Below are 19,746 nucleotides of genomic sequence, written 5' to 3' on the forward strand. Positions count from 1 at the left end.
AGCCCGAAACAAGTCGGGCTCCTGGATAACCTTAATCAACAGTAAAGGTAGATTAGTTTAAGTTGGCCTCCACCGGATGGCCGTCTGATTTATACACCACACCGCCTTTCATCACAAAATCCACTCGTTGTAATAAGTTGATGTAGCGCAAAACATCACCATGAACAGCAATAATATCCGCAGCTTTGCCTGCCGAAACAGTTCCGGTTTTATCATGGACACCCATCATAACAGCCGGCCAATAAGTAGCCGCTCTAATAGTATCCATTGCACTTATATTCATTTCATCTACCCATACAGCCATTTCATTCCAAGTACTTTGACAATGAAATTTAGCTGGAATGCCACTATCAGTTCCAACCAAAAATACCACACCGGCGTCTTTTAACTGGCTTATTTTGCGTTTCAATGTGGGCTTACGCAGCGGGGTAAGTTGCATGTAGTCCAATTGACCAACATTCTCTAACGAGCCTTTAATATCAGCAATAGTGTCTGCTTTTAATCCACGTTTCCAACATTGGCTGTCCAATTTTTCAGGATTGGCAACGGTAGCAGGATAATTCCATAAACCTTCAACGGTGGGTGTCCAAAATAAAGGACCGCCAGCGACACGGCCAGTTGCAGTGCGCTCCTTTAACATTGTTATTATATCTTCTGGGTATTCTGGTGAAGTGGTTAGCCCAGTATGCTCAAAATTATCAACACCAATTTCTAGTCCTCGTCGAATTTCATTGGGACGGTGAGAATGGGCAACAACTTTCAAACCTCTTTTATGGGCCTGATCAACAATAGCTTGGGCTTCTTCTAATGCCATTTTGTCTTGGTCGATTAATTTAATGATATCCATACCTGCATCAGCCAACTTATCAACTTTGCGTTTTGCATCTCGTACCCCATCAATGCCCCAGCGAAACTGATCAGTACCTGGATAGGCTTCATGTTGCAAAAACGGCCCAGACACATATAAGTTAGGTCCTGGAATAGAGCCATCTTCAATACGTTTTTTAACACTGATGGTATCTTCCAGGGGCGCGCCTAAATCTCTAGCGCTGGTGATCCCTGCCAGTAATAGTTGAACTGCACTTGCTGGCATAATTTCATCTGACAACCGGTTTATATAGGCTTTATCCCAATGCACATAATCCGAATGTCCATTGAGCATCAAATGGGCATGGTTCTCCCATAGGCCGGGTAACACGTCCATCCCTTCTGTGGAAACGATTTGATATCCCTTAGGTACCGGCAAGGTATCTACTGTGCCAACTTCTTGAATAATGCCATCTTTAACTAGGATGACACTATTGGCGATGGGCTGGTGTCCAAACCCATCAATTAAGCGGCCGCCAACTAAAGCCGTTTGTTCGGCAAAAACCTTAGAATTCGCAAAGCATACACATATTATTATTATTAAAGACTTCAGATAAATCACTTAAACTACTTCCTATTTTTAGTCCTATGTAAACGGTAAACCTACCCTAGATTTGCTACGGATACAAAATCTTACTATGTATTTGAAATAACGCCTCAAATGCTTGTTAAGTATGCACTCTAGTGGTAGACTTCGGCGCCCGTTTTCAATGGGTGGCAAGCATATGCTTGTATTTAAGTTGTTTCTGGTCGCAAGAAACAACAAAATTTAATTTTTTAATTTGGAGTTCCAAAATGTCTGATGCAATTTTCAACTTGGATGCAGAAGTTCGTACTGACTTGGGGAAAGGTGCGAGCCGCCGCCTACGTCGTGAAGACAAAGTTCCTGCTATCCTTTATGGTGCTGGTAAAGACCCAGTATCTCTTACTTTAGCACACAATAAAGTAATTCAAGCTCAAGAATTCGAAGCTTTTTATAGCCACGTTCTTACTCTTGATATCGCTGGTGAGAAAGTAGATGCCCTTGTAAAAGATATGCAACGTCACCCTTACAAGCCTAAAGTTACACACATTGATTTCTTGCGTGTTGATAAAAATAAAGAAGTTACTACAAATATACCTCTTCATTTCATCAACGAAGACAAAGCTGAATCAATTAAAACTGAAGGCGGTCACGCAGAACATCACATGAACGATGTTGAAGTAACTTGTTTACCTGGTGTACTTCCTGAGTTCATCGAAGTTAACTTAGAATCTGTTGGCCTAGGTGAAACTGTTCACTTGTCAGACCTAGTGCTTCCTGAAGGTGTTGTTTTAGTTGAACTTTCTAAAGGTGAGTCACATGACTTAGCTGTAGCAACAATTAAGACTGCTAAAGGACCTAGTGCAGACGAAGAAGAATCAGAAGCTGGCGATTCTGAAGAAGCTGCATCTGAGGAATAAGTTGCTTGTCTGACATTCAACTTATTGTGGGCCTGGGAAATCCAGGCCCCGAATATAAAAACACACGCCACAATGCCGGTACATGGTTTGTAGAAGCATTGGCAAGACAATTTGGGTGCACACTCAAATTAGAAAACAAATTTTTTGGATATACTGGCCGCATTACTTGTGCTGGACAGGATATTAGATTACTTATTCCTACCACTTATATGAACAAAAGTGGTCAGGCAGTTTCCGCCCTAAGCGGGTTTTATCGAATCCCCCCTGAGAATATACTTGTTGCTTTTGATGAGCTTGATTTACCTCCCGGTATTGCAAAGTTCAAAATAGGTGGTAGTTCCAGTCAAAATGGGATCAGAGATATCGTATCAAAACTAGGAAACTTTAAAGACTTTTTAAGACTACGCATTGGTATCGGTCATCCTGGTGATAAATCTCGAGTTACCGGCCATGTGCTAGGAAAAGCGTCACAACAAGATCAAGAAAAAATCGATGCCGCAATAGATGAAGCATTGCGTTGTACCGAAATTTTGTTAAAAGATGATTTGAAAAAGGCCATGAATCGCCTTCACTCATTCAAAGTAGAATAACAGCATACGCCGGATTATCTGAGCGCAAAATAGTTTAAGGAACATCAAATGGGTTTTAAATGTGGAATCGTTGGTTTGCCCAACGTCGGAAAATCAACGCTGTTCAATGCATTAACCAAAGCAGGCATCGAAGCGGCTAACTTTCCGTTTTGTACAATTGAACCCAATACAGGTGTAGTCCCTGTGCCTGATGAGAGATTGACAGCATTAGCTGAAATTGTAGAACCCAAACGCACTATTCCAACGACTATGGAATTTGTAGATATTGCCGGTTTAGTCGCTGGGGCTTCTAAAGGTGAAGGACTAGGAAACAAATTCCTTGCTAATATTCGCGAAACGGATGCCATCGGTCACGTAGTCCGTTGTTTCGAAAATGACAACATCGTGCATGTAGCCGGTAAAGTAAATCCTCAAGACGATATTGATGTCATTAACACCGAGCTAGCCTTGGCTGATCTAGAAAGTGTAGAAAAAGCACTTATCAGAGTTGGCAAAAAAGCTAAAAGTGGTGACGCTGACGCTAAATTCGAAATGAAAGTTTTAGAAAAAATTAAACCTGCGTTGGATGAAGGCACTTTACTACGCGGTGTTGAACTAGAAAAAGAAGAGTTAGCAGCCATTAGTTATATGAATTTGCTAACGCTTAAGCCAACTATGTATGTGGCAAATGTTAACGAAGACGGATTCGAAAACAATCCCTATTTAGACAAAGTTCGTGCTATCGCAGAACAAGAAAATGCTGTAGTTGTTGCTGTTTGTGCGGAAATTGAATCTGAAATTGCGGAATTAGATGATGAAGAAAAAGCAGAGTTTATGGAAGAGCTAGGCTTAACCGAACCTGGTTTGAATCGTGTTATTCGTGCAGGTTACAGCTTATTGGCCTTACAAACTTATTTCACCGCTGGGGTTCAAGAAGTAAGAGCTTGGACTTTCCCTGAAGGCTCAACTGCACCGCAAGCTGCAGGTAAGATACATACAGACTTCGAAAAAGGCTTTATACGCGCAGAAATCATCGGTTACGACAACTTCGTAGAATTTAAAGGTGAGCAAGGTGCCAAAGATGCGGGTAAATGGCGCTTAGAAGGTAAAGATTACATTGTTAAAGACGGTGATGTAATTCACTTCCGCTTTAACGTCTAATTTCACGCAAGGTTATTTAGATACTCAAAAGGCCCACAAAATGGGCCTTTTTGCTATACCACACTAAGATAGTTTTCTAGGTAAAGGACAGAACCATATCTACATGTTCAATACCACCGTCGTCATAACTATCTCCTTTGATGGCAAATCCCCACTTTTTATAGAAATCAATTACCTCAACCTGAGCGGATAACAAAACACGTTCAATGCCCTTCTCTTGCTGAAAATAGGCAATAATTTCATTCATCATCTGAGCTGCTAGTCCAAGGCCTCGAGCATGGCTGTCTACGACAACTCGTTCTATTTTACCTATCGAAGATGACTCTCCCACTATTCGTAAACGTGAGTAAGCCTGTAACTGTTGAGTGTCAGAATAAACACAAAGGTGTTTAGCTTCTTGATCGAGGTTATCAATATCGTCATAGAAGCTTTTTTGCTCTAAAACAAAAACGTTCTGGCGTAAACGTAAAATTTGATAAAGCTGAATCGTGGTTAATTGTGAAAATGTATAAAAACAATAATTCATAAAACTAAGAGCTCATATTGCCTAAATATTAAACATTAAAGAAACTCGACTGTAATAATATTTTTACGGCGGATCAGGATGCCCCTAGTATGCCACCGCTATGCTTGTTAGCATAGATCAACGAATACAGAGATAAATATTAAAAAACAAAGGATTTTCAATGGAATTAGGTACAGTCATATCACTAACTGTGTATTTTATCGTGATGCTAGGAATAGGTCTTTACGCCTTTAAAGAATCTACTTCCGACATGACAGAATACATGCTCGGTGGTAGGACATTGAGCCCTAAAGTAACGGCTTTATCGGCAGGTGCATCAGACATGAGTGGTTGGATGTTGATGGGCGTGCCAGGAGCAATGTATGTTTCTGGTTTATCTAGCATCTGGATCGCGGCAGGATTAACTATAGGTGCATTTCTTAATTATATTTTAGTGGCACCACGTCTTAGGGTTTACACCGAAGTAGCAAATAATTCTATTACCCTCCCCGATTATTTTGAAAACCGATTCGAAGATAAAAGTCGTTTACTCCGTGTAATTTCATCAGTGGTAATCATCGTATTTTTTACTCTTTACACGTCAAGCGGCGTAGTAGCAGGCGGCAAACTTTTCGAATCTTCATTTGGCTTAACCTATGAAACCGGTCTGTATGTAACTGCTGGTGTTGTAGTTGCCTATACCTTGTTTGGTGGTTTTTTGGCAGTAAGCATGACTGACTTTGTACAAGGCTGCATCATGTTTGTTTCCCTAATCATGGTGCCAGCTGTGGTGCTATTCGAGGTGGGCGGCATAGGTGAAGTGACTCAGCAAATATCTAGCGTAAGCGAGAATATGATGAGTTTATGGGTTAATGCTTCAACAGGACAGGCACTGTCTGCTATCGGCATAATCTCATTGTTAGCTTGGGGACTGGGTTATTTTGGACAGCCACACATAATTGTTCGATTTATGGCAATTCGCCATGTTAAAGACATGAAAGTAGCTAGACGTATTGGCATGAGTTGGATGATAGTGTCCTTGGCCGGTGCCGTTGCTACAGGGTTGTTTGGTTTAGCCTATATGAGTAAGACACAAACCAATATTGAAGATCCTGAAACCATTTTTATTGTCTTGTCCCAGCTTTTATTTAATCCATTTGTGGGTGGTTTTTTACTGGCTGCAATTTTAGCAGCAATCATGAGCACCATTTCTTCGCAATTATTGGTTACCTCAAGTTCCTTAACGGGTGATTTTTATCAAGCATTTTTGCGTCGTGGGGCCAGTCAAAAAGAACTCGTCCTGGTAGGCCGTATCTCAGTGGCCCTAGTTGCATTTGTAGCGGTGTTACTTGCATACGACCGCGATAGCACAGTGCTGACCCTTGTGAGTAATGCTTGGGCTGGCTTCGGAGCCGCATTTGGTCCCTTAGTTATTATCAGCTTATATTGGAAACGAATGACTTTTGCTGGCGCGTTAGCTGGAATGATCACAGGTGCAGTAACTGTACTTATTTGGATTTTTGCTGACCTCACAATAGATGGACAGGCATTAAGCGATGTTATTTACGAAATTGTCCCTGGTTTTATAGTCAGTTGTGTTTTCACAGTGGTGGTTAGTTTATTAACAGCGAAACCTAACAAAAGCATAAATGAGACCTTTGATGAGGTTGATCGTGAATTGCAGAATTTATAAACTAATCAACACATAATAATTACATTTGGCGAACAGTTTACTTACAAACTGTTCGCCTTTTGTTTTTTTAAACCATTTTGTTGCTAAATATAGTAAAAGGTCATACCTATATTTTAGCTAACTATGTTATGGTTCTATGCATATAAGTATTTTGTCTAACGCTTGAATTTACGTGGAAATTAAACATGACTAACTCTATTCCGTCAGTGACTCATTTGAAACAGCTTGAGGCTGAAAGTATTCATATTTTCAGAGAGGTTGCTGCAGAATTCGATAACCCAGTAATGCTCTACTCGGTAGGTAAAGACTCTTCAGTCCTATTACATCTTGCCCGCAAAGCTTTTGCGCCAGGCAAAATCCCTTTTCCTTTATTACACGTTGATACCACTTGGAAATTCCACGAAATGATAGAGTTTCGTGACAAGATGGCCAAAAAACATGATTTAGATTTGTTAGTGCATATCAATCAAGAAGGTATAGATATGGGTGTGGGTCCATTCACCCACGGTAGTGCAAAACATACCGACATCATGAAAACCGCTGGATTGAAACAAGCGTTAAACAAATATAAGTTTGATGCTGCTTTTGGTGGTGCCCGCCGTGACGAAGAAAAATCCCGTGCGAAAGAAAGAGTTTATTCTTTCCGTGATGATAACCATCGCTGGGATCCAAAAAACCAACGTCCAGAATTGTGGAATATTTATAATTCACAAATCAATAAAGGCGAAAGCATTCGTGTGTTCCCTATGTCGAACTGGACAGAATTAGATATTTGGCAATATATTTATCTAGAAAATATTGAAATTCCATCATTGTACTTAGCTAAACCACGACCAGTGGTTGAAAGAGATGGTGTATTGTTTATGGTGGATGACGACCGTATGCCTTTAGAAGAAGGTGAAGTGCCTGAAATGCGCTCGGTCAGATTTAGAACGTTAGGGTGCTACCCATTAACTGGGGCAGTAGAATCTAAAGCTGATACCCTACCTGAAGTTATCCAAGAAATGTTGTTGACGAAAACTTCAGAACGTCAAGGAAGAGTGATTGATCATGACTCTTCAGGATCTATGGAGAAGAAAAAGATGGAAGGATATTTCTAATGGCTACCAACATCGTATGGCATCAACATGAAGTCGACAAAAAACGCCGAGCCGAAGCGAAAGCTCAAAAACCTTCAGTCATTTGGCTAACGGGTTTAAGCGGATCTGGAAAGTCGACAATTGCCAATTTATTGGAAAAAAAACTAGCAGAAGCGAGCAAGCACACTTATTTGCTGGATGGCGACAATGTGCGCCATGGTTTGTGTGGCGACTTAGGTTTTAGCGATTCAGATAGAGTGGAAAACATTCGTCGAATCAGTGAAGTAGCAAAATTATTTGTGGATTCTGGTCTAATTGTACTAACTGCTTTTATCTCTCCATTTAAAGCAGATCGTGATTTTTGCCGCAGTTTATTGTCTGAAGGTGAGTTTATCGAAGTCTTTGTGGATACCCCCTTAGAGATCTGTGAGCAACGAGATCCTAAAGGTCTTTACCAGAAAGCTCGCCAAGGTGATATTAAAGACTTTACCGGCATCGACTCCACCTATGAAACACCTGAGAATCCAGAAATTCACTTAACATTTTCAGGACAAACTGCAGAAGAGTCTGCGGAGTTGTTATTTAAAATGCTGCAGGAAAAAGGATTTTTAGACTAATGTTTGATCATGCTCTGGCAACTCAAGTCGCTGAAATAACCCATAAAGCTGGGACAGCCATACTTGAAATATATAAAAGAGATTTTGCGATTTACGAAAAGTCTGATGAAAGCCCTCTGACAGAAGCAGATTTAGCTGCTCATCACATCATTATTGATGGTCTTAGGGAAATTTCTGAGTTACCTATCTTATCAGAAGAGTCTGCCAGCATTGACTGGAAAACCAGACAAACTTGGGATGACTACTGGTTAGTTGACCCATTAGATGGCACCAAAGAATTCGTAAAGAAAAATGGTGAGTTCACCGTTAACATTGCTTTGATTAGCGCTGGCAAACCCGTTTTAGGCGTTGTTTACGCACCAGTGTTAAATGCCACCTACGTGGGTGTAGAAGGACTAGGCGCTTATAAAATTGATGGCGGAGAAATTAACGATATTAAAGTTAGCCCTCATCAAGACGGTGAAACATGGCAAGTGGTTGGCAGTCGTTCACACCAAAGCCCTGAGATTGCTTCTCTACTGGAATCTTTACCAGGTGAGACTGAACTAGTGGCAATGGGAAGTTCACTCAAACTATGTTTGGTTGCTGAGGGTAAAGCGCACTTATATCCTCGTTTGGGCCCGACATCTGAATGGGACACGGGCGCTGCACAAGCTGTAGTTGAAGCTGCAGGCGGTAAAGTTACCGTTATCACTGCAGACAATCCTCTGGACCCCGATGCACCAGCATTACGTTACAATCAAAAAGATTCTGTATTAAACCCTTATTTTTTGGTGAGTTGCTAAAATATGAATAGCGAAAACACATTACTACAACAAGATATATTGTCATACTTAGATCAACATGAGAAAAAAGATCTTCTTCGATTTTTAACCTGCGGAAGTGTAGATGACGGTAAGAGTACTCTTATTGGACGTTTGTTACACGACTCTAAAATGATTTACGAAGATCAACTTGCAGCTATCACCAAAGACAGTAAAAAAGTTGGAACTACAGGTGAAAAAGTCGACCTAGCGTTATTAGTTGATGGTCTACAATCTGAGCGTGAGCAAGGTATCACTATCGACGTTGCTTATCGTTATTTCTCTACCGACAAACGTAAGTTTATTATTGCAGACACCCCAGGACATGAACAATATACCCGTAACATGGTAACAGGTGCATCAACCTGTCAAATGGCGATTATATTAGTAGATGCTCGTGCCGGTGTGAAAACACAAACTCGTCGTCATTCGTTTTTGGTTTCTTTGTTGGGTATCAAACACGTTATTGTGGCCATCAACAAAATGGACTTGATGGATTACAGTCAGACTGTTTTTGAAGAGATTAAACAAGACTACTTGGAATTTTCAAAACAACTGGATATTCCTGATATTAGCTTTATCCCACTATCAGCACTAGATGGTGATAACGTAGTTAATAAGAGTGAGCATACACCTTGGTATACAGGTGATACCTTGATGACCGCGTTGGAAAGTATAGAAATTGATAAAGATTTAAATTTAGATGATTTCAGATTCCCAGTGCAGTACGTTAACCGTCCTCACCTTAACTTCCGCGGCTTTGCGGGTACTGTGGTATCCGGTCAAATCGCAGTTGGCGATAAAGTGACAACTCTCCCCTCTGGTAAACAATCGACTGTAAAATCAATTGTTAACTTCGAAGGTGAGCAGGAACTGGCCCATGCTCCCTTAACAACAACCTTAACTCTAGAAGATGAAATAGACATTTCTCGCGGTGATATGATTGTTAAGTCGGATAATTTGCCACTGCATGGAAGTACCTTTAAGACTCATTTAGTCTGGATGGATGAAGAAGCACTAATTCCAAACAAACAATATGGTTTTAAATTCGCGACTAAGTTCGTACCTGGTTCAGTTACTGGTATCAATTATTTGATTGACGTAAACACCATGGAAAAGAAAGATGCCGTGCATTTGAATCTAAACGAAATTGCAGTAGCAAATATCAAGCTTACCCAAATGGTAGCCTGTGACCCTTATACTGACAATCGTGCTACAGGTGCGTTTATTATTATCGATAGGGTGACTAATGGCACTGTAGGTGCGGGTATGATAATAGAGCAAACCCAAGCTACTACTGCTGCTAATCAGTTCTCAGAATTTGAAGTTGAGTTTAATACGTTAGTTAGAAAACACTTCCCACACTGGAATGCCACTGACATAACTAAATTATAATCACTCGAATTTCCAACTGTGGATATTAATCAAATTGCTGTTATAGCGATTTTTTTCGCGACCATTGCGGCGCTTATCATCACTGATAAGCGCCCTTCTTCTGTGTTTGCTGGCTCAACATTAGCGTTAATGCTAAGTGGCCAAATTACCTTTACAGAAGTCGCACATAACCTTACCAACGAAGGTTTACTCACCCTTATAATTCTATTACTGGTGAGTACTGCTGTTGATAAGACATCCATGATTAAGAGTTTGGGAAGAAAGTTGATTACAGCTAGTTTCAAAGCTAGTTATTGGCGATTATTTGGACTCACTTTCGCCTCATCTGCACTACTTAATAACACTGCAGTTGTTGCTAGTATGATTGCCCCCATCAGTCAAAACCAGCATCATCCCGCATCTAAGTTACTTATACCTTTGTCATACTCCGCTATTTTAGGCGGGACAGTCACCCTTATCGGGACATCCACTAACCTAATTGTGGATAGCTTTCTAATTGAACAAGGACATCCAGGCTTTCAGTTCTGGGATTTTACCTTTTATGGTTTGATTGCGGGCTTGAGCTGTGGCTTATTAATGTTTTTATTAACACCATTGCTGCCTAACATTGAGACACGCAAAGGGAGTTTTCAATATTACTTTATCGAAGCTGAGGTGATTACAGAGTCGGAATTAATTGGTAAAACCGTAGAGCAGAACCACCTCCGAAATTTACCTGAATTGTTTTTAGTTGAGATTGTCCGCGATGGGCAACTAATTAGTCCGGTAGCTCCTGACCTAATGATCTTAGAAAACGACAAATTAATTTTTTCTGGCAACATCAAGAACGTGGACAGCCTTTCACATATTAAAGGCTTAGTATTGTTCGCTGAGGCAGACGGGCTATTACGGGACAACTTAACGGAAGTAATCATTTCAAATCGCGCGCAAATCATTGGTAAAACACTTAAAGCTGTTGGATTTAGAGCTTTATTTGATGCCGCTGTAGTTGCTATTAGAAGAGATGGTGAGCAACTATCAGGAAAATTAGGGGAAATTAAGTTACAAGCTGGAGATTTTCTGCTGCTTGCAACCGGTCAAGACTTTGTAAATAGACACAATTTAAGTAAAAACTTTTTCATTATCTCCGAGCAAAAAATCTCGACCCGTTTGAATAAACCTCAAGAATATCTAACCATAGGTGGCTTTTTACTAACCATTTTATTAGCCGCGACCTCGGTAGTAAGTTTGTCATCTGGTCTATTATTTTTTATGGCCGCACTCGTTCTTTCAGGCGTAATTAATAACTCGGAGTTGAAACGAAATATTCCAATTAACTTAGTGATTGTTATTGTCGGAGCATTGAGCTTAGCAACAGCGTTATCATCTTCTGGCGTAATTGATCTGTTAACTGGCTCGTTAAAACCCTTTATTAATAGTGGTAGTCCATTTTTAGCGTTACTTGTTGTTTATGGATTAACGCTACTTTTAACCGAATTAGTAACCAATAATGCAGCTGCAGCCCTTATGTTTCCTTTTGCATATGGCATAGTTGAAGTCCTCGAAGTTCCATTAATGCCGTTTGCATTAGCAGTAGCATTCGCTGCCAGTGCTAGCTTCTTATCGCCTTATGGTTACCAAACCAATTTATTAGCATTCAATGCTGCAAATTATAAATTTAAACACTTCATCAACTTCGGCTGGCCGGTATCTTTACTCTATTCAGGTATCGTTTTACTGCTATTGAAATACTCTTACGGCTTCTAACCTAGAGGCTTCTAACCTAGACAGGCATAATTATATTTTATCCTGGACAGGCACCTTCCGGTCAAACATATCTTTAATTGACAACGGCTTTAACCTAGACAGCCATAATAACTTTCACGCCAAACTAGACTTCAATTTGGCTTAAACTAGACCTCCTCTTTTAAAAATACGACTACGCTAAAGAAATCTATATTAACAAAAGAAAAAACAATGCCTTTAGCACGCAAGCATCAAATTAGCTTGGTTGATACTCCATACTATCACTGTGTGTCCAGATGCGTTCGCCGTGCTTATCTTTGCGGTAGAGATACATACAGTGGTAAAAGTTATGAGCATCGTCGCCAATGGGTTGAAGATAGAATATTGTTGCTTACATCAGTTTTTTGTATTGATGTATGTGCATATGCTGTCATGAGCAACCATATTCATGTGGTTCTTCATGTAAACAAAAGCAAAGCACTAGAGTTATCAGATAAAGATGTAATCGCAAGTTGGCGTAAATTGCACAAGCCAACTCAATTAGCTCTGCAGTTTCTTCAAAATAAACAGAGCGAGTTGAATGAAGTACAACTTCAAACCTTAAATCAAACCATCAAAATATATCGGCAACGACTTTTTGACATAAGTTGGTTCATGCGTGAGTTAAATGAGCCAATAGCGAGACGAGCAAATCGAGAAGATCAATGCACCGGTCACTTTTGGGAGGGACGATTTAAGTCCCAAGCATTATTAGATGGAAAAGCATTAACGGCTTGCATGGTATATGTTGATTTAAATCCTATTAGGGCAAAAATAGCTCTTACCCCAGAGTCATCGGATCATACCAGTATCAAACGACGTATAGAGGCACTTGAAAAAGGAATTTCCGTTGCACAATTAATGCCTTTTTCCAATAATAACAAAGATGTGTGTCTACCTTTGAGTTTAAGCGATTACATTGCATTAGTCAGGACTACAGCTAAAACATCCTCTGCAACAAGTTATAGTTTAACACCTAATCATCGACCTAGTATCCTGACAAAACTGAGCTTGGTTGAATCAACTTGGTATAGGTTAAGTCACCAATTTGAATCCATATATAATGTTGCTGCTGGAAGTTATAAAAACCTGCAAAGGTTCAAAAAGCATACGAAGAGGAAACGTATGATAAGTGTTGCAGACAATTACTATTGAACAATATTTTTTACGATAAATGCCTACAACACGAACTCTAATTTGAAAACTTTAGTTTATCGGAACAGTACTTTTTCTTTATTAAACCAAGTTACGCAAAATGCGAGCAAACCTGCGGCAATAAGCGCTGTAGAACCAAAAATTGCAATCAATTGAAAATAGTCCATAGTGCCTTTAATTAACTCTTTAATCGCCAATGCAACATTGGTCAAAGGTACCCAAGCCCATACACCTTTAAGCTCAACCCCTGGAGCCATAGCTAAGAAAATAGGAATAAAAAGCAACATCATCAAAGTTCCCATATAACTTTGTGCTTCTTTATAGCTCTTTGCATAAATAGACAGGCTTAATAATATAGAGGCAAAAATAGCAACAACGGGTATTAACATTAAAAACATAAGAATAAAGTCAACGGCACCGATAGAAGACATAAAGGCCACGACAAACTCAATAGCTAGCCCCTGGCTAAGAATTACACCCCACAATGCCATACTAGTCACCGTAATAAGCGCCGAAGTCAGCCCAGCAAAGGCAATAGTTAGAAACTTTCCAAGCACGAGCTTATACCGTTCTATGGGCGATATTAATAATGTTTCTAGTGTGCCTCTTTCTTTTTCCCCTGCGCCTAAATCTGCTGCTGGAAACATTGCACCTTGAAGGCACAATATAAAAATAAAGTATGGAATGAGGCCACCTATTTTTTCTCCCCAGTTTTCTCGCGTATCCGCGGTGTTCACTTTCTCTAAGATAATCGGCTCTAAAACTGCAACTTGCTGCTTTTCAGATAGCTTCAACTTGTTAAAAGCGATTTCTCTTAACTTCTGAACTTGCTCATCAACAATTTCATTTACACGATAAAAAACCCTGTTAAGTCCAGAGTCATTTAAATGGAGCTTTAATGATGCCTGTCCACTTTGTAAGATATCGTTAGAATAGTTTGAAGGGATTTCCAACACAAAATCGACTGTATTGGCTTGAATTAACTTTTTGTAATCCGTTTGCTGGTTAATATCAACACGATTAAACCCATCAATCTGCAATAGTTTAGTCTCAATTTCTGGCGCGTACAGGCCGCCTATCAAAGCATAATTTAGGACCTTATTTTGTGCTTCAGCCGCTGCATTTTGAGCAAAATATATAGCTATCCCTGCAAATGCAGGCATGACAAGAATTGGAACAGCAATCATAAAAAATAACGTTTTTTTATCTCTAACAAGTTCTTTTAATTCTTTAAATAACACTAACCACATTACTGCTCTCCTTGTTGAATAGTGGCTAAGAAAGCGGCATGTAGATTTTTATTCGGTGCCTGTCCTCTAAATTCGTCGAGGCTACCATTAAATTGACTAACGCCATTGTCGATAATTGTGACTCGGTCGCATAATTCCTCCACTTCACTCAAATGATGGGTGGAGAAAATGACTGGAATATCTTTCTTTTTCAAACTTCGAATAAAATCTAGTACTGTCTGGGTCGCCATAATATCTAAACCCGTTGTAGGCTCATCTAAAATAACAACTTCAGGACTATGAATAACGGCTCTAGCGATTGAAGTTTTCTGTTTCATACCTGTTGAGAAGTTTTCACTTCGACGATCTAAAAAGGTGTCCATTTCCAAAAGAGCCGACAATTCTGCGATTCGACTTTCAATTTGAAGTTTATTCATACCGTGAAGTTGCCCAAAGTATTCGATATTTTCACGACCAGTTAAACGGCCATACAAGCCTGTGGAACCAGATAAAAAACCAATTTTCTGACGGGCAACCAAAGGGTCTTTTAATACATTGACATCATTAATATATACACTGCCTTGATTAGGCTGTAATGCGGTGGATAACATTCTTAACGTAGTAGTTTTGCCGGCACCGTTAGGACCGAGTAAACCAAGTACTTGGCCTTTATCGACGTTGAAGGTTACATCTAATACTGAATGAAAGTATCGCCCTTTGAGGCGAGGATCTTTCTTTTCTTGTTCACTCAGTTTTTTGGGGTTCTCAATCTCGAACTTCTTACCTAAATTCTTAATTTCTATCATTACTTTTCCCTGATTATATCTGAGCTAGGTAAACTCATTCGTTTAACTAAATCGCTTTTTTTAAGAACAAATTTTGATAAATCGGCCTCTCTTGTTCAATAGTGTATAACTTACTGGATTTATTACATATAATTGAGAACACTTAAGCTCGATATTTATGGCTCCCCTTTTAATTCACTTTTATTGAGCCTCGAAAACTATAACTCAACGAGAGCACTTTTGTTATGCAACCGAAAAACCCTTTGCAAGCTTCTTTACAAATTTTCACAAAGCCAAATGGTGTTTTTGAGGCTGCAAACAACAACGACAATTGGTCTTGGATACCCTTTCTTTTAGTTATGAGCTTTGTCTTACTACCGTTATATTTATACTATAACTTTGTCGATTTCGAATGGTATAGGGATTATATCGTTAATAGCACAGCGGGTAATCTTAGTCCTGCGGAACAAAATAATATTAGAGCGCAAATTAGACCTGATTTTTTAGTTGTTGGCATCCTAATGGTTGCTTTTTTATTCCAAGTAATCGTTAATTTAGTACTTGCCGCTTATCTTAATTTAGTCGCCAAAACAGATGATGAGTGCATTAATGGATTTACTGACTGGTATGGTTTTACGTGGTGGATCTCTTTACCTTCAGTTATTAGTTTTATAACGGCAATACTAGTTTTGGCTTTAGCCGAAAACAATCAGATGCCAATCAGTGAGTTAAATCCTTTAGCATTATCTTATTGGTTAGGCTTAGGCGAGGACTCTAAGTGGTTTGGTTTAGCAAACTTGGTTAAACCAGAGCTGTTTTTTAGTATTTACCTCATAGCAGTAGGATTGAGTCATTGGACTAAATTCAACAGAGCCAAAATCTACACCGTAGCCATTGCACCATTTGCCATTGTAATTACACTTTGGTTCTTATTAATTATATTAAATTAATCGAAATAGAATAACTATTTACGTGCCGGTCTAAAATAGTCTTGATTCAAATAAAAGTCTCTATTTTGGTTTTGGAAATACCAACCAGGTATCCCCAGCAACGGGATTGGCGCTAGTTTACCTGAATCTGAAAGTGCGTTTTTAGAACATAAAAACTCATACAGAGATGAGTCTAAAATGCTTAGCTGACGGGTATGATTCTCAGTAAAAAAGCTGTCATCAACTTTGATCGGTAGCCACTTCCCAGTTAGCCCAATGAATGGATTCAAAAGCATTTCATAATTTGCGTGCCCAAAGACGAAAGCTTTTATTTGCGGCTTATGCTCATGACTATTAACATGGCTGTCCATGTTAAAATCGGCCTTTATCTCATCATTGAACATTGCATCGTGGTTATCCCATTTATGCCTGTCTTCGATAAAAACCTTTTGCCACTGATGATTAGCTAAATTTTCACAGAACATTGAATCAGATACAGCTAAAACAATACCGCACTCATCAAATAAGGTAATTTGATTTCTACGGTGTGTGCGAGGTGTTAACCCATATGATTGAATATCTTCAACGTGCCATCGATTTAACAGGGTTTTCGTTTTAGGGAAATTGAGCCAAACCAGCCCATTAAATAAGTCATGCCATGAATTTGGGCGAGTAGGAATGACTCTATGTTTAAAAATGATAGTTTCATAATAATCTCCTGTCTCCGCCATTGAATCTTGACACTTAAACGTAAATTCAAAAGCATCTTCAGATGCCTGTCCACGTTCAGAACTTTTTAGAGGCAACCCAGAAACATTGTGCGATGCCTGTCCACGATAAGATGCCTGCCCATGATAAGGTGCCTGTCCACGATAGTAGGGAGCTTCGTTGCTAGTAAGCTCACTTTTTAAGGCGTTGAGCGTGTCTGCATGCAATAAATTGTCGAATTTGGTTAAGTTGTATCGCTGTTCGAGCTCAGTAAAAGGCGGTCTTTTTACGATGCCTGTCCACAATTCGTGGCACTCACGGGGCGATGGTTGTTTAACGGATATCATTGGTTACTAGAGTCTTGTTGATGGATTTCTTATACTGGGGACAAATGTAATTATAAGAGTAACAATATGCAATCAATGCGTTTTATTTTTCCAGTAATATTATCGATTTTAGCGGTTGCGGGGTGTAACCAACTGCCAAATAGCAAAAGTGCGCAAAGTAACTTTCAGCAAGTGTATGACAACATCAGTGAACAAGAGTTAAAACAACACGTCAAAATTATATCGTCTGATGAGTATGAAGGCAGAGCCCCAACCTCAAATGGCGAAACCAAAACCCTTGAGTATCTAGTCGAGAATTTCAAGACCCTCGGGTATCAGCCTGGTAATGGTAATAGCTATCTGCAAGCAGTGGAGTTGATGGAAATCACTGCCGATCCAAACATGCAGTTGCACATGGGAGAAAACACCTTTGAATATCAAAAAAATATGGTTGCTTCTTCAAAGCGGGAAACACCGCAAGTTAATCTAAACGATTCTGAAATTGTGTTTGTTGGATATGGGGTAAATGCACCAGAATACGACTGGAATGATTACGAAGGTTTAGACGTAAAAGGTAAAACCGTAGTCATTTTAGTGAATGATCCTGGTTTCGAAAACCCAGAAAGTGGCAAGTTTCAAGGTAAAACAATGACCTACTACGGTCGCTGGACATATAAATATGAAGAAGCCAGCCGTCAAGGAGCCGAAGCCGCTATTATTGTCCATGAAACCGCCCCCGCTTCCTATGGCTGGTCAGTAGTATCCAACAGTTGGAGTGGTCCTCAATATAGTCTAGTTTCCAAAAATGGAAATGCCGACAGAGTGGCCGTAGAAGGTTGGATTAGTCTCGATGCAGCCAATAAAGTGTTCGCTGAAGCAGGACTAGACTTCAGTGCAGAAAAAGCCAAAGCCATGCAAGGCCCTTACTCTAAAACCCTGGGTACAAAAGCATCAATTAGCATAAACAGTAAATTGAAAAAGTCAGTTAGTAATAATGTGATTGCCACTTTACCAGGCAGCGTAGCTGCTGATGAGCACATAATATACACCGCTCATTGGGACCATCTAGGTATGGACACCAGTTTAAAAGGCGATCAAATCTATAATGGCGCTCACGATAATGCCACAGGTGTCGCAGCTAGTTTAACCATGGCCAAAGCATTTTCAGAGCTTTCCATTCGCCCGGCTCGTTCTATAACCTTTTTAATAGTGACAGCTGAAGAACAAGGTTTACTGGGCTCTAAATATTATTCCGAACATCCCATTATTCCCCTAGAAAAAACCGTGGCCAACTTGAATATGGATGCCCTCAACGTTTTAGGCAGAACCAAGAACGTTGCAGTGGTAGGTATGGGCAAATCAGATCTGGAGAAATACCTTGAATCTGCGGTAACTAAACAAGGGCGCTATCTGACTCAAGAAGACAGACCCGAAGCCGGCTCATACTACCGTTCAGATCATTTCAGCTTCGCCAAACAAGGTGTGCCAGCACTTTATGCCAAAGGTGGCAATGAACCAATTGACGAAGCTACTGCCAAGTATCGTAAACGCGCCAGCGTTGTCGTTAAAGGATGTTACCATCAGGTGTGTGATCAATTTAGAGAAAACTGGGACTTCGGCGGCATCCAAGAAGATACCCAAATGTTATTCGATGTAGGTTATAACATTGCTAATTCAAACGATTGGCCTAATTGGAGTAAATCCAGCGAGTTTCAACGTTAAAATACGCAGTATTAAATAAAAAATGCCAGCAATTTTGCTGGCATTTCTTTATCGTTTGAGCCTAACTTTATTTCTGACTTTCTTTTATGAAGTAACTCAACTCTTTGATGCAGTGGCGCAACACAGGGTTCAATCGAGTATTTTTCCCATTCATCACAAATAGCTCATGTTCGAATTCAAACATTTTACCGCCACCTACAGGCACTAAACCCAAACCAGCACCTTGCTCTTTGGTCATATAATCAGGCAATAAACCAACATATTCACCCGTCATAATTGCCGACATACAGCCATCGAAAGAGTCTGAAAACGTTTGGATCAGCAAACGACTTTCATCTTGAATATAGTTAGCCGAAGATAACCCGGAAATTCCTATGGCTGGATAATCTTCTATTTTCAAATTATCAGGTAAGGCTTCTTTATACTTAGCTAAAGGATGAGATGGTGCACAATACAATCGTCCGTGACAGATATGATCCACTGAATGGAAAGTCACCGATTCCGGCTTCACCATGTCATAAGTAGAGATAACTAAATGGCATTCCCCCGATAAAGCAACATGCTCTACCTCATTATACAGTCGGGTTTGAATGTTAACGTGAATATCATCAAACTTCTTCATGGTGCTCTTAACAGCCTTACTCACCGCTAAATGCATAGAAAGAGGCAACCCCGCCATTAAGACTAATGTAATATGCCCAGAATAATCGTCATGCAGACTTTTCAGATTGAAGACAAAATTATCAAACGCGTTGAAGATTCGTTTTGTTTCCTGAAAAACAACTTCACCTTCTTTTGTCATTTGAAAGCCACCTCGACCACGATGACAGAGTACTAAATCCAATCTTTCTTCAAGCTTTTTGATGGCAGCACTGATATTTGGACGTTGCATTCTCAATACAGGCTCTGCAGCAGTAAAGCCATTGCATGATGCTACAGCGTAGAAAACGCGTAACAATTTAATGTCTGATTCTTGTAAACGGTTTAACATAAATA

Annotated in this window: 18 protein-coding genes; 12 read left to right on the forward strand and 6 right to left on the reverse strand. The window is 39.8% G+C overall.

The window, feature by feature from the left end; genetic code table 11:
• Positions 1-52: 52 nt before the first annotated feature.
• Positions 53-1,429, reverse strand: coding sequence for an amidohydrolase family protein (locus ABJV04_RS16545; RefSeq protein WP_348492691.1), 1,377 nt, complete (start codon positions 1,427-1,429; stop codon positions 53-55).
• Positions 1,430-1,662: 233 nt separating this feature from the next.
• On the opposite strand from ABJV04_RS16545, the gene ABJV04_RS16550 reads away from it, so the two are divergent.
• Genes ABJV04_RS16550 through ychF form a run of 3 tightly spaced genes read left to right on the forward strand, consistent with a single transcriptional unit; the run spans position 1,663 to position 4,040 of the window.
• Positions 1,663-2,310, forward strand: coding sequence for a 50S ribosomal protein L25/general stress protein Ctc (locus ABJV04_RS16550; protein ID WP_348492692.1), 648 nt, complete (start codon positions 1,663-1,665; stop codon positions 2,308-2,310).
• 5 nt (positions 2,311-2,315) lie between these two features.
• Positions 2,316-2,900, forward strand: a complete 585-nt coding sequence (gene pth / locus ABJV04_RS16555; RefSeq protein ID WP_348492693.1) for an aminoacyl-tRNA hydrolase — start codon at positions 2,316-2,318, stop codon at positions 2,898-2,900.
• Between the two features lie 48 nt (positions 2,901-2,948).
• Positions 2,949-4,040: a redox-regulated ATPase YchF gene (gene ychF / locus ABJV04_RS16560; protein ID WP_348492694.1), complete on the forward strand. Its 1,092-nt coding sequence runs from the start codon at positions 2,949-2,951 to the stop codon at positions 4,038-4,040.
• A gap of 76 nt (positions 4,041-4,116) precedes the next feature.
• On the opposite strand, the gene ABJV04_RS16565 is transcribed toward ychF, so the two are convergent.
• Positions 4,117-4,566, reverse strand: coding sequence for a GNAT family N-acetyltransferase (locus tag ABJV04_RS16565; protein ID WP_348492695.1), 450 nt, complete (start codon positions 4,564-4,566; stop codon positions 4,117-4,119).
• Between the two features lie 160 nt (positions 4,567-4,726).
• On the opposite strand from ABJV04_RS16565, the gene putP reads away from it, so the two are divergent.
• The 7 genes from putP to ABJV04_RS16600 all read left to right on the forward strand — a co-directional run bounded on the left by putP (position 4,727) and on the right by ABJV04_RS16600 (position 13,051).
• Positions 4,727-6,238 carry a sodium/proline symporter PutP gene (gene putP / locus ABJV04_RS16570; RefSeq protein WP_348492696.1) on the forward strand — a complete coding sequence of 504 codons (1,512 nt, stop codon included), beginning with the start codon at positions 4,727-4,729 and terminating at the stop codon, positions 6,236-6,238.
• 185 nt (positions 6,239-6,423) lie between these two features.
• Positions 6,424-7,338, forward strand: coding sequence for a sulfate adenylyltransferase subunit CysD (cysD, locus tag ABJV04_RS16575; protein WP_348492697.1), 915 nt, complete (start codon positions 6,424-6,426; stop codon positions 7,336-7,338).
• On the forward strand, positions 7,338-7,934 hold the full coding sequence (gene cysC, locus ABJV04_RS16580) for an adenylyl-sulfate kinase (protein ID WP_348492698.1): 597 nt from the start codon (positions 7,338-7,340) through the stop codon (positions 7,932-7,934). The genes cysD and cysC overlap by 1 nt, the downstream gene beginning before the upstream one ends.
• The gene (cysQ, locus tag ABJV04_RS16585) at positions 7,934-8,719 is read left to right on the forward strand and encodes a 3'(2'),5'-bisphosphate nucleotidase CysQ (protein ID WP_348492699.1); all 786 of its coding nucleotides are present in this window, start codon (positions 7,934-7,936) and stop codon (positions 8,717-8,719) included. Before cysC ends, cysQ begins: the two co-directional genes overlap by 1 nt.
• A gap of 3 nt (positions 8,720-8,722) precedes the next feature.
• Positions 8,723-10,132 (forward strand): sulfate adenylyltransferase subunit CysN, encoded by a 1,410-nt coding sequence (gene cysN, locus ABJV04_RS16590; protein WP_348492700.1) that lies wholly within the window; start codon positions 8,723-8,725, stop codon positions 10,130-10,132.
• Between the two features lie 18 nt (positions 10,133-10,150).
• Entirely contained in the window at positions 10,151-11,878 is a 1,728-nt protein-coding gene (locus ABJV04_RS16595) for an SLC13 family permease (RefSeq protein WP_348492701.1), read from the forward strand.
• A gap of 210 nt (positions 11,879-12,088) precedes the next feature.
• Complete coding sequence (locus tag ABJV04_RS16600; RefSeq protein WP_348492702.1) at positions 12,089-13,051, forward strand: transposase; 963 nt, start codon at positions 12,089-12,091, stop codon at positions 13,049-13,051.
• 56 nt (positions 13,052-13,107) lie between these two features.
• Here ABJV04_RS16600 and ABJV04_RS16605 read toward each other — a convergent pair whose 3' ends face one another.
• Together ABJV04_RS16605 and ABJV04_RS16610 are read right to left on the reverse strand one after the other, a co-directional pair.
• Complete coding sequence (locus tag ABJV04_RS16605; RefSeq protein ID WP_348492704.1) at positions 13,108-14,301, reverse strand: ABC transporter permease; 1,194 nt, start codon at positions 14,299-14,301, stop codon at positions 13,108-13,110.
• Entirely contained in the window at positions 14,301-15,086 is a 786-nt protein-coding gene (locus ABJV04_RS16610) for an ATP-binding cassette domain-containing protein (protein ID WP_348492705.1), read from the reverse strand. The genes ABJV04_RS16605 and ABJV04_RS16610 overlap by 1 nt, the downstream gene beginning before the upstream one ends.
• Before the next feature lie 242 nt (positions 15,087-15,328).
• Between ABJV04_RS16610 and ABJV04_RS16615 the strand changes: the two genes are divergently transcribed.
• Positions 15,329-16,015 carry a YIP1 family protein gene (locus tag ABJV04_RS16615; RefSeq protein ID WP_348492706.1) on the forward strand — a complete coding sequence of 229 codons (687 nt, stop codon included), beginning with the start codon at positions 15,329-15,331 and terminating at the stop codon, positions 16,013-16,015.
• A gap of 14 nt (positions 16,016-16,029) precedes the next feature.
• Here the strand turns inward: ABJV04_RS16615 and ABJV04_RS16620 are convergent, their stop codons facing one another.
• On the reverse strand, positions 16,030-17,049 hold the full coding sequence (locus ABJV04_RS16620; protein ID WP_348492707.1) for a DUF3025 domain-containing protein: 1,020 nt from the start codon (positions 17,047-17,049) through the stop codon (positions 16,030-16,032).
• A gap of 66 nt (positions 17,050-17,115) precedes the next feature.
• Here ABJV04_RS16620 and ABJV04_RS16625 point away from each other — a divergent pair, with 66 nt between their 5' ends.
• Entirely contained in the window at positions 17,116-18,750 is a 1,635-nt protein-coding gene (locus ABJV04_RS16625; RefSeq protein WP_348492708.1) for a M28 family metallopeptidase, read from the forward strand.
• A gap of 67 nt (positions 18,751-18,817) precedes the next feature.
• Here ABJV04_RS16625 and ABJV04_RS16630 read toward each other — a convergent pair whose 3' ends face one another.
• Complete coding sequence (locus ABJV04_RS16630; RefSeq protein ID WP_348492709.1) at positions 18,818-19,741, reverse strand: LysR family transcriptional regulator; 924 nt, start codon at positions 19,739-19,741, stop codon at positions 18,818-18,820.
• Between the last annotated feature and the right edge of the window lie 5 nt (positions 19,742-19,746).

Source organism: Aliiglaciecola sp., assembly GCF_039982535.1.
GTDB lineage: Bacteria > Pseudomonadota > Gammaproteobacteria > Enterobacterales > Alteromonadaceae > Aliiglaciecola.

Coding starts and splice junctions, on each gene's coding strand:
- cysD (WP_348492697.1), top strand. CDS start 6,424: ATGACTAACTCTATTCCGTCAGTGACTCATTTGAAACAGCTTGAGGCT.
- ABJV04_RS16625 (WP_348492708.1), top strand. CDS start 17,116: ATGCAATCAATGCGTTTTATTTTTCCAGTAATATTATCGATTTTAGCG.
- ABJV04_RS16630 (WP_348492709.1), bottom strand. CDS start 19,741: ATGTTAAACCGTTTACAAGAATCAGACATTAAATTGTTACGCGTTTTC.
- cysQ (WP_348492699.1), top strand. CDS start 7,934: ATGTTTGATCATGCTCTGGCAACTCAAGTCGCTGAAATAACCCATAAA.
- putP (WP_348492696.1), top strand. CDS start 4,727: ATGGAATTAGGTACAGTCATATCACTAACTGTGTATTTTATCGTGATG.
- cysN (WP_348492700.1), top strand. CDS start 8,723: ATGAATAGCGAAAACACATTACTACAACAAGATATATTGTCATACTTA.
- ABJV04_RS16600 (WP_348492702.1), top strand. CDS start 12,089: ATGCCTTTAGCACGCAAGCATCAAATTAGCTTGGTTGATACTCCATAC.
- ABJV04_RS16565 (WP_348492695.1), bottom strand. CDS start 4,566: ATGAATTATTGTTTTTATACATTTTCACAATTAACCACGATTCAGCTT.
- ABJV04_RS16620 (WP_348492707.1), bottom strand. CDS start 17,049: ATGATATCCGTTAAACAACCATCGCCCCGTGAGTGCCACGAATTGTGG.
- ABJV04_RS16550 (WP_348492692.1), top strand. CDS start 1,663: ATGTCTGATGCAATTTTCAACTTGGATGCAGAAGTTCGTACTGACTTG.
- ychF (WP_348492694.1), top strand. CDS start 2,949: ATGGGTTTTAAATGTGGAATCGTTGGTTTGCCCAACGTCGGAAAATCA.
- ABJV04_RS16605 (WP_348492704.1), bottom strand. CDS start 14,301: ATGTGGTTAGTGTTATTTAAAGAATTAAAAGAACTTGTTAGAGATAAA.
- cysC (WP_348492698.1), top strand. CDS start 7,338: ATGGCTACCAACATCGTATGGCATCAACATGAAGTCGACAAAAAACGC.
- ABJV04_RS16610 (WP_348492705.1), bottom strand. CDS start 15,086: ATGATAGAAATTAAGAATTTAGGTAAGAAGTTCGAGATTGAGAACCCC.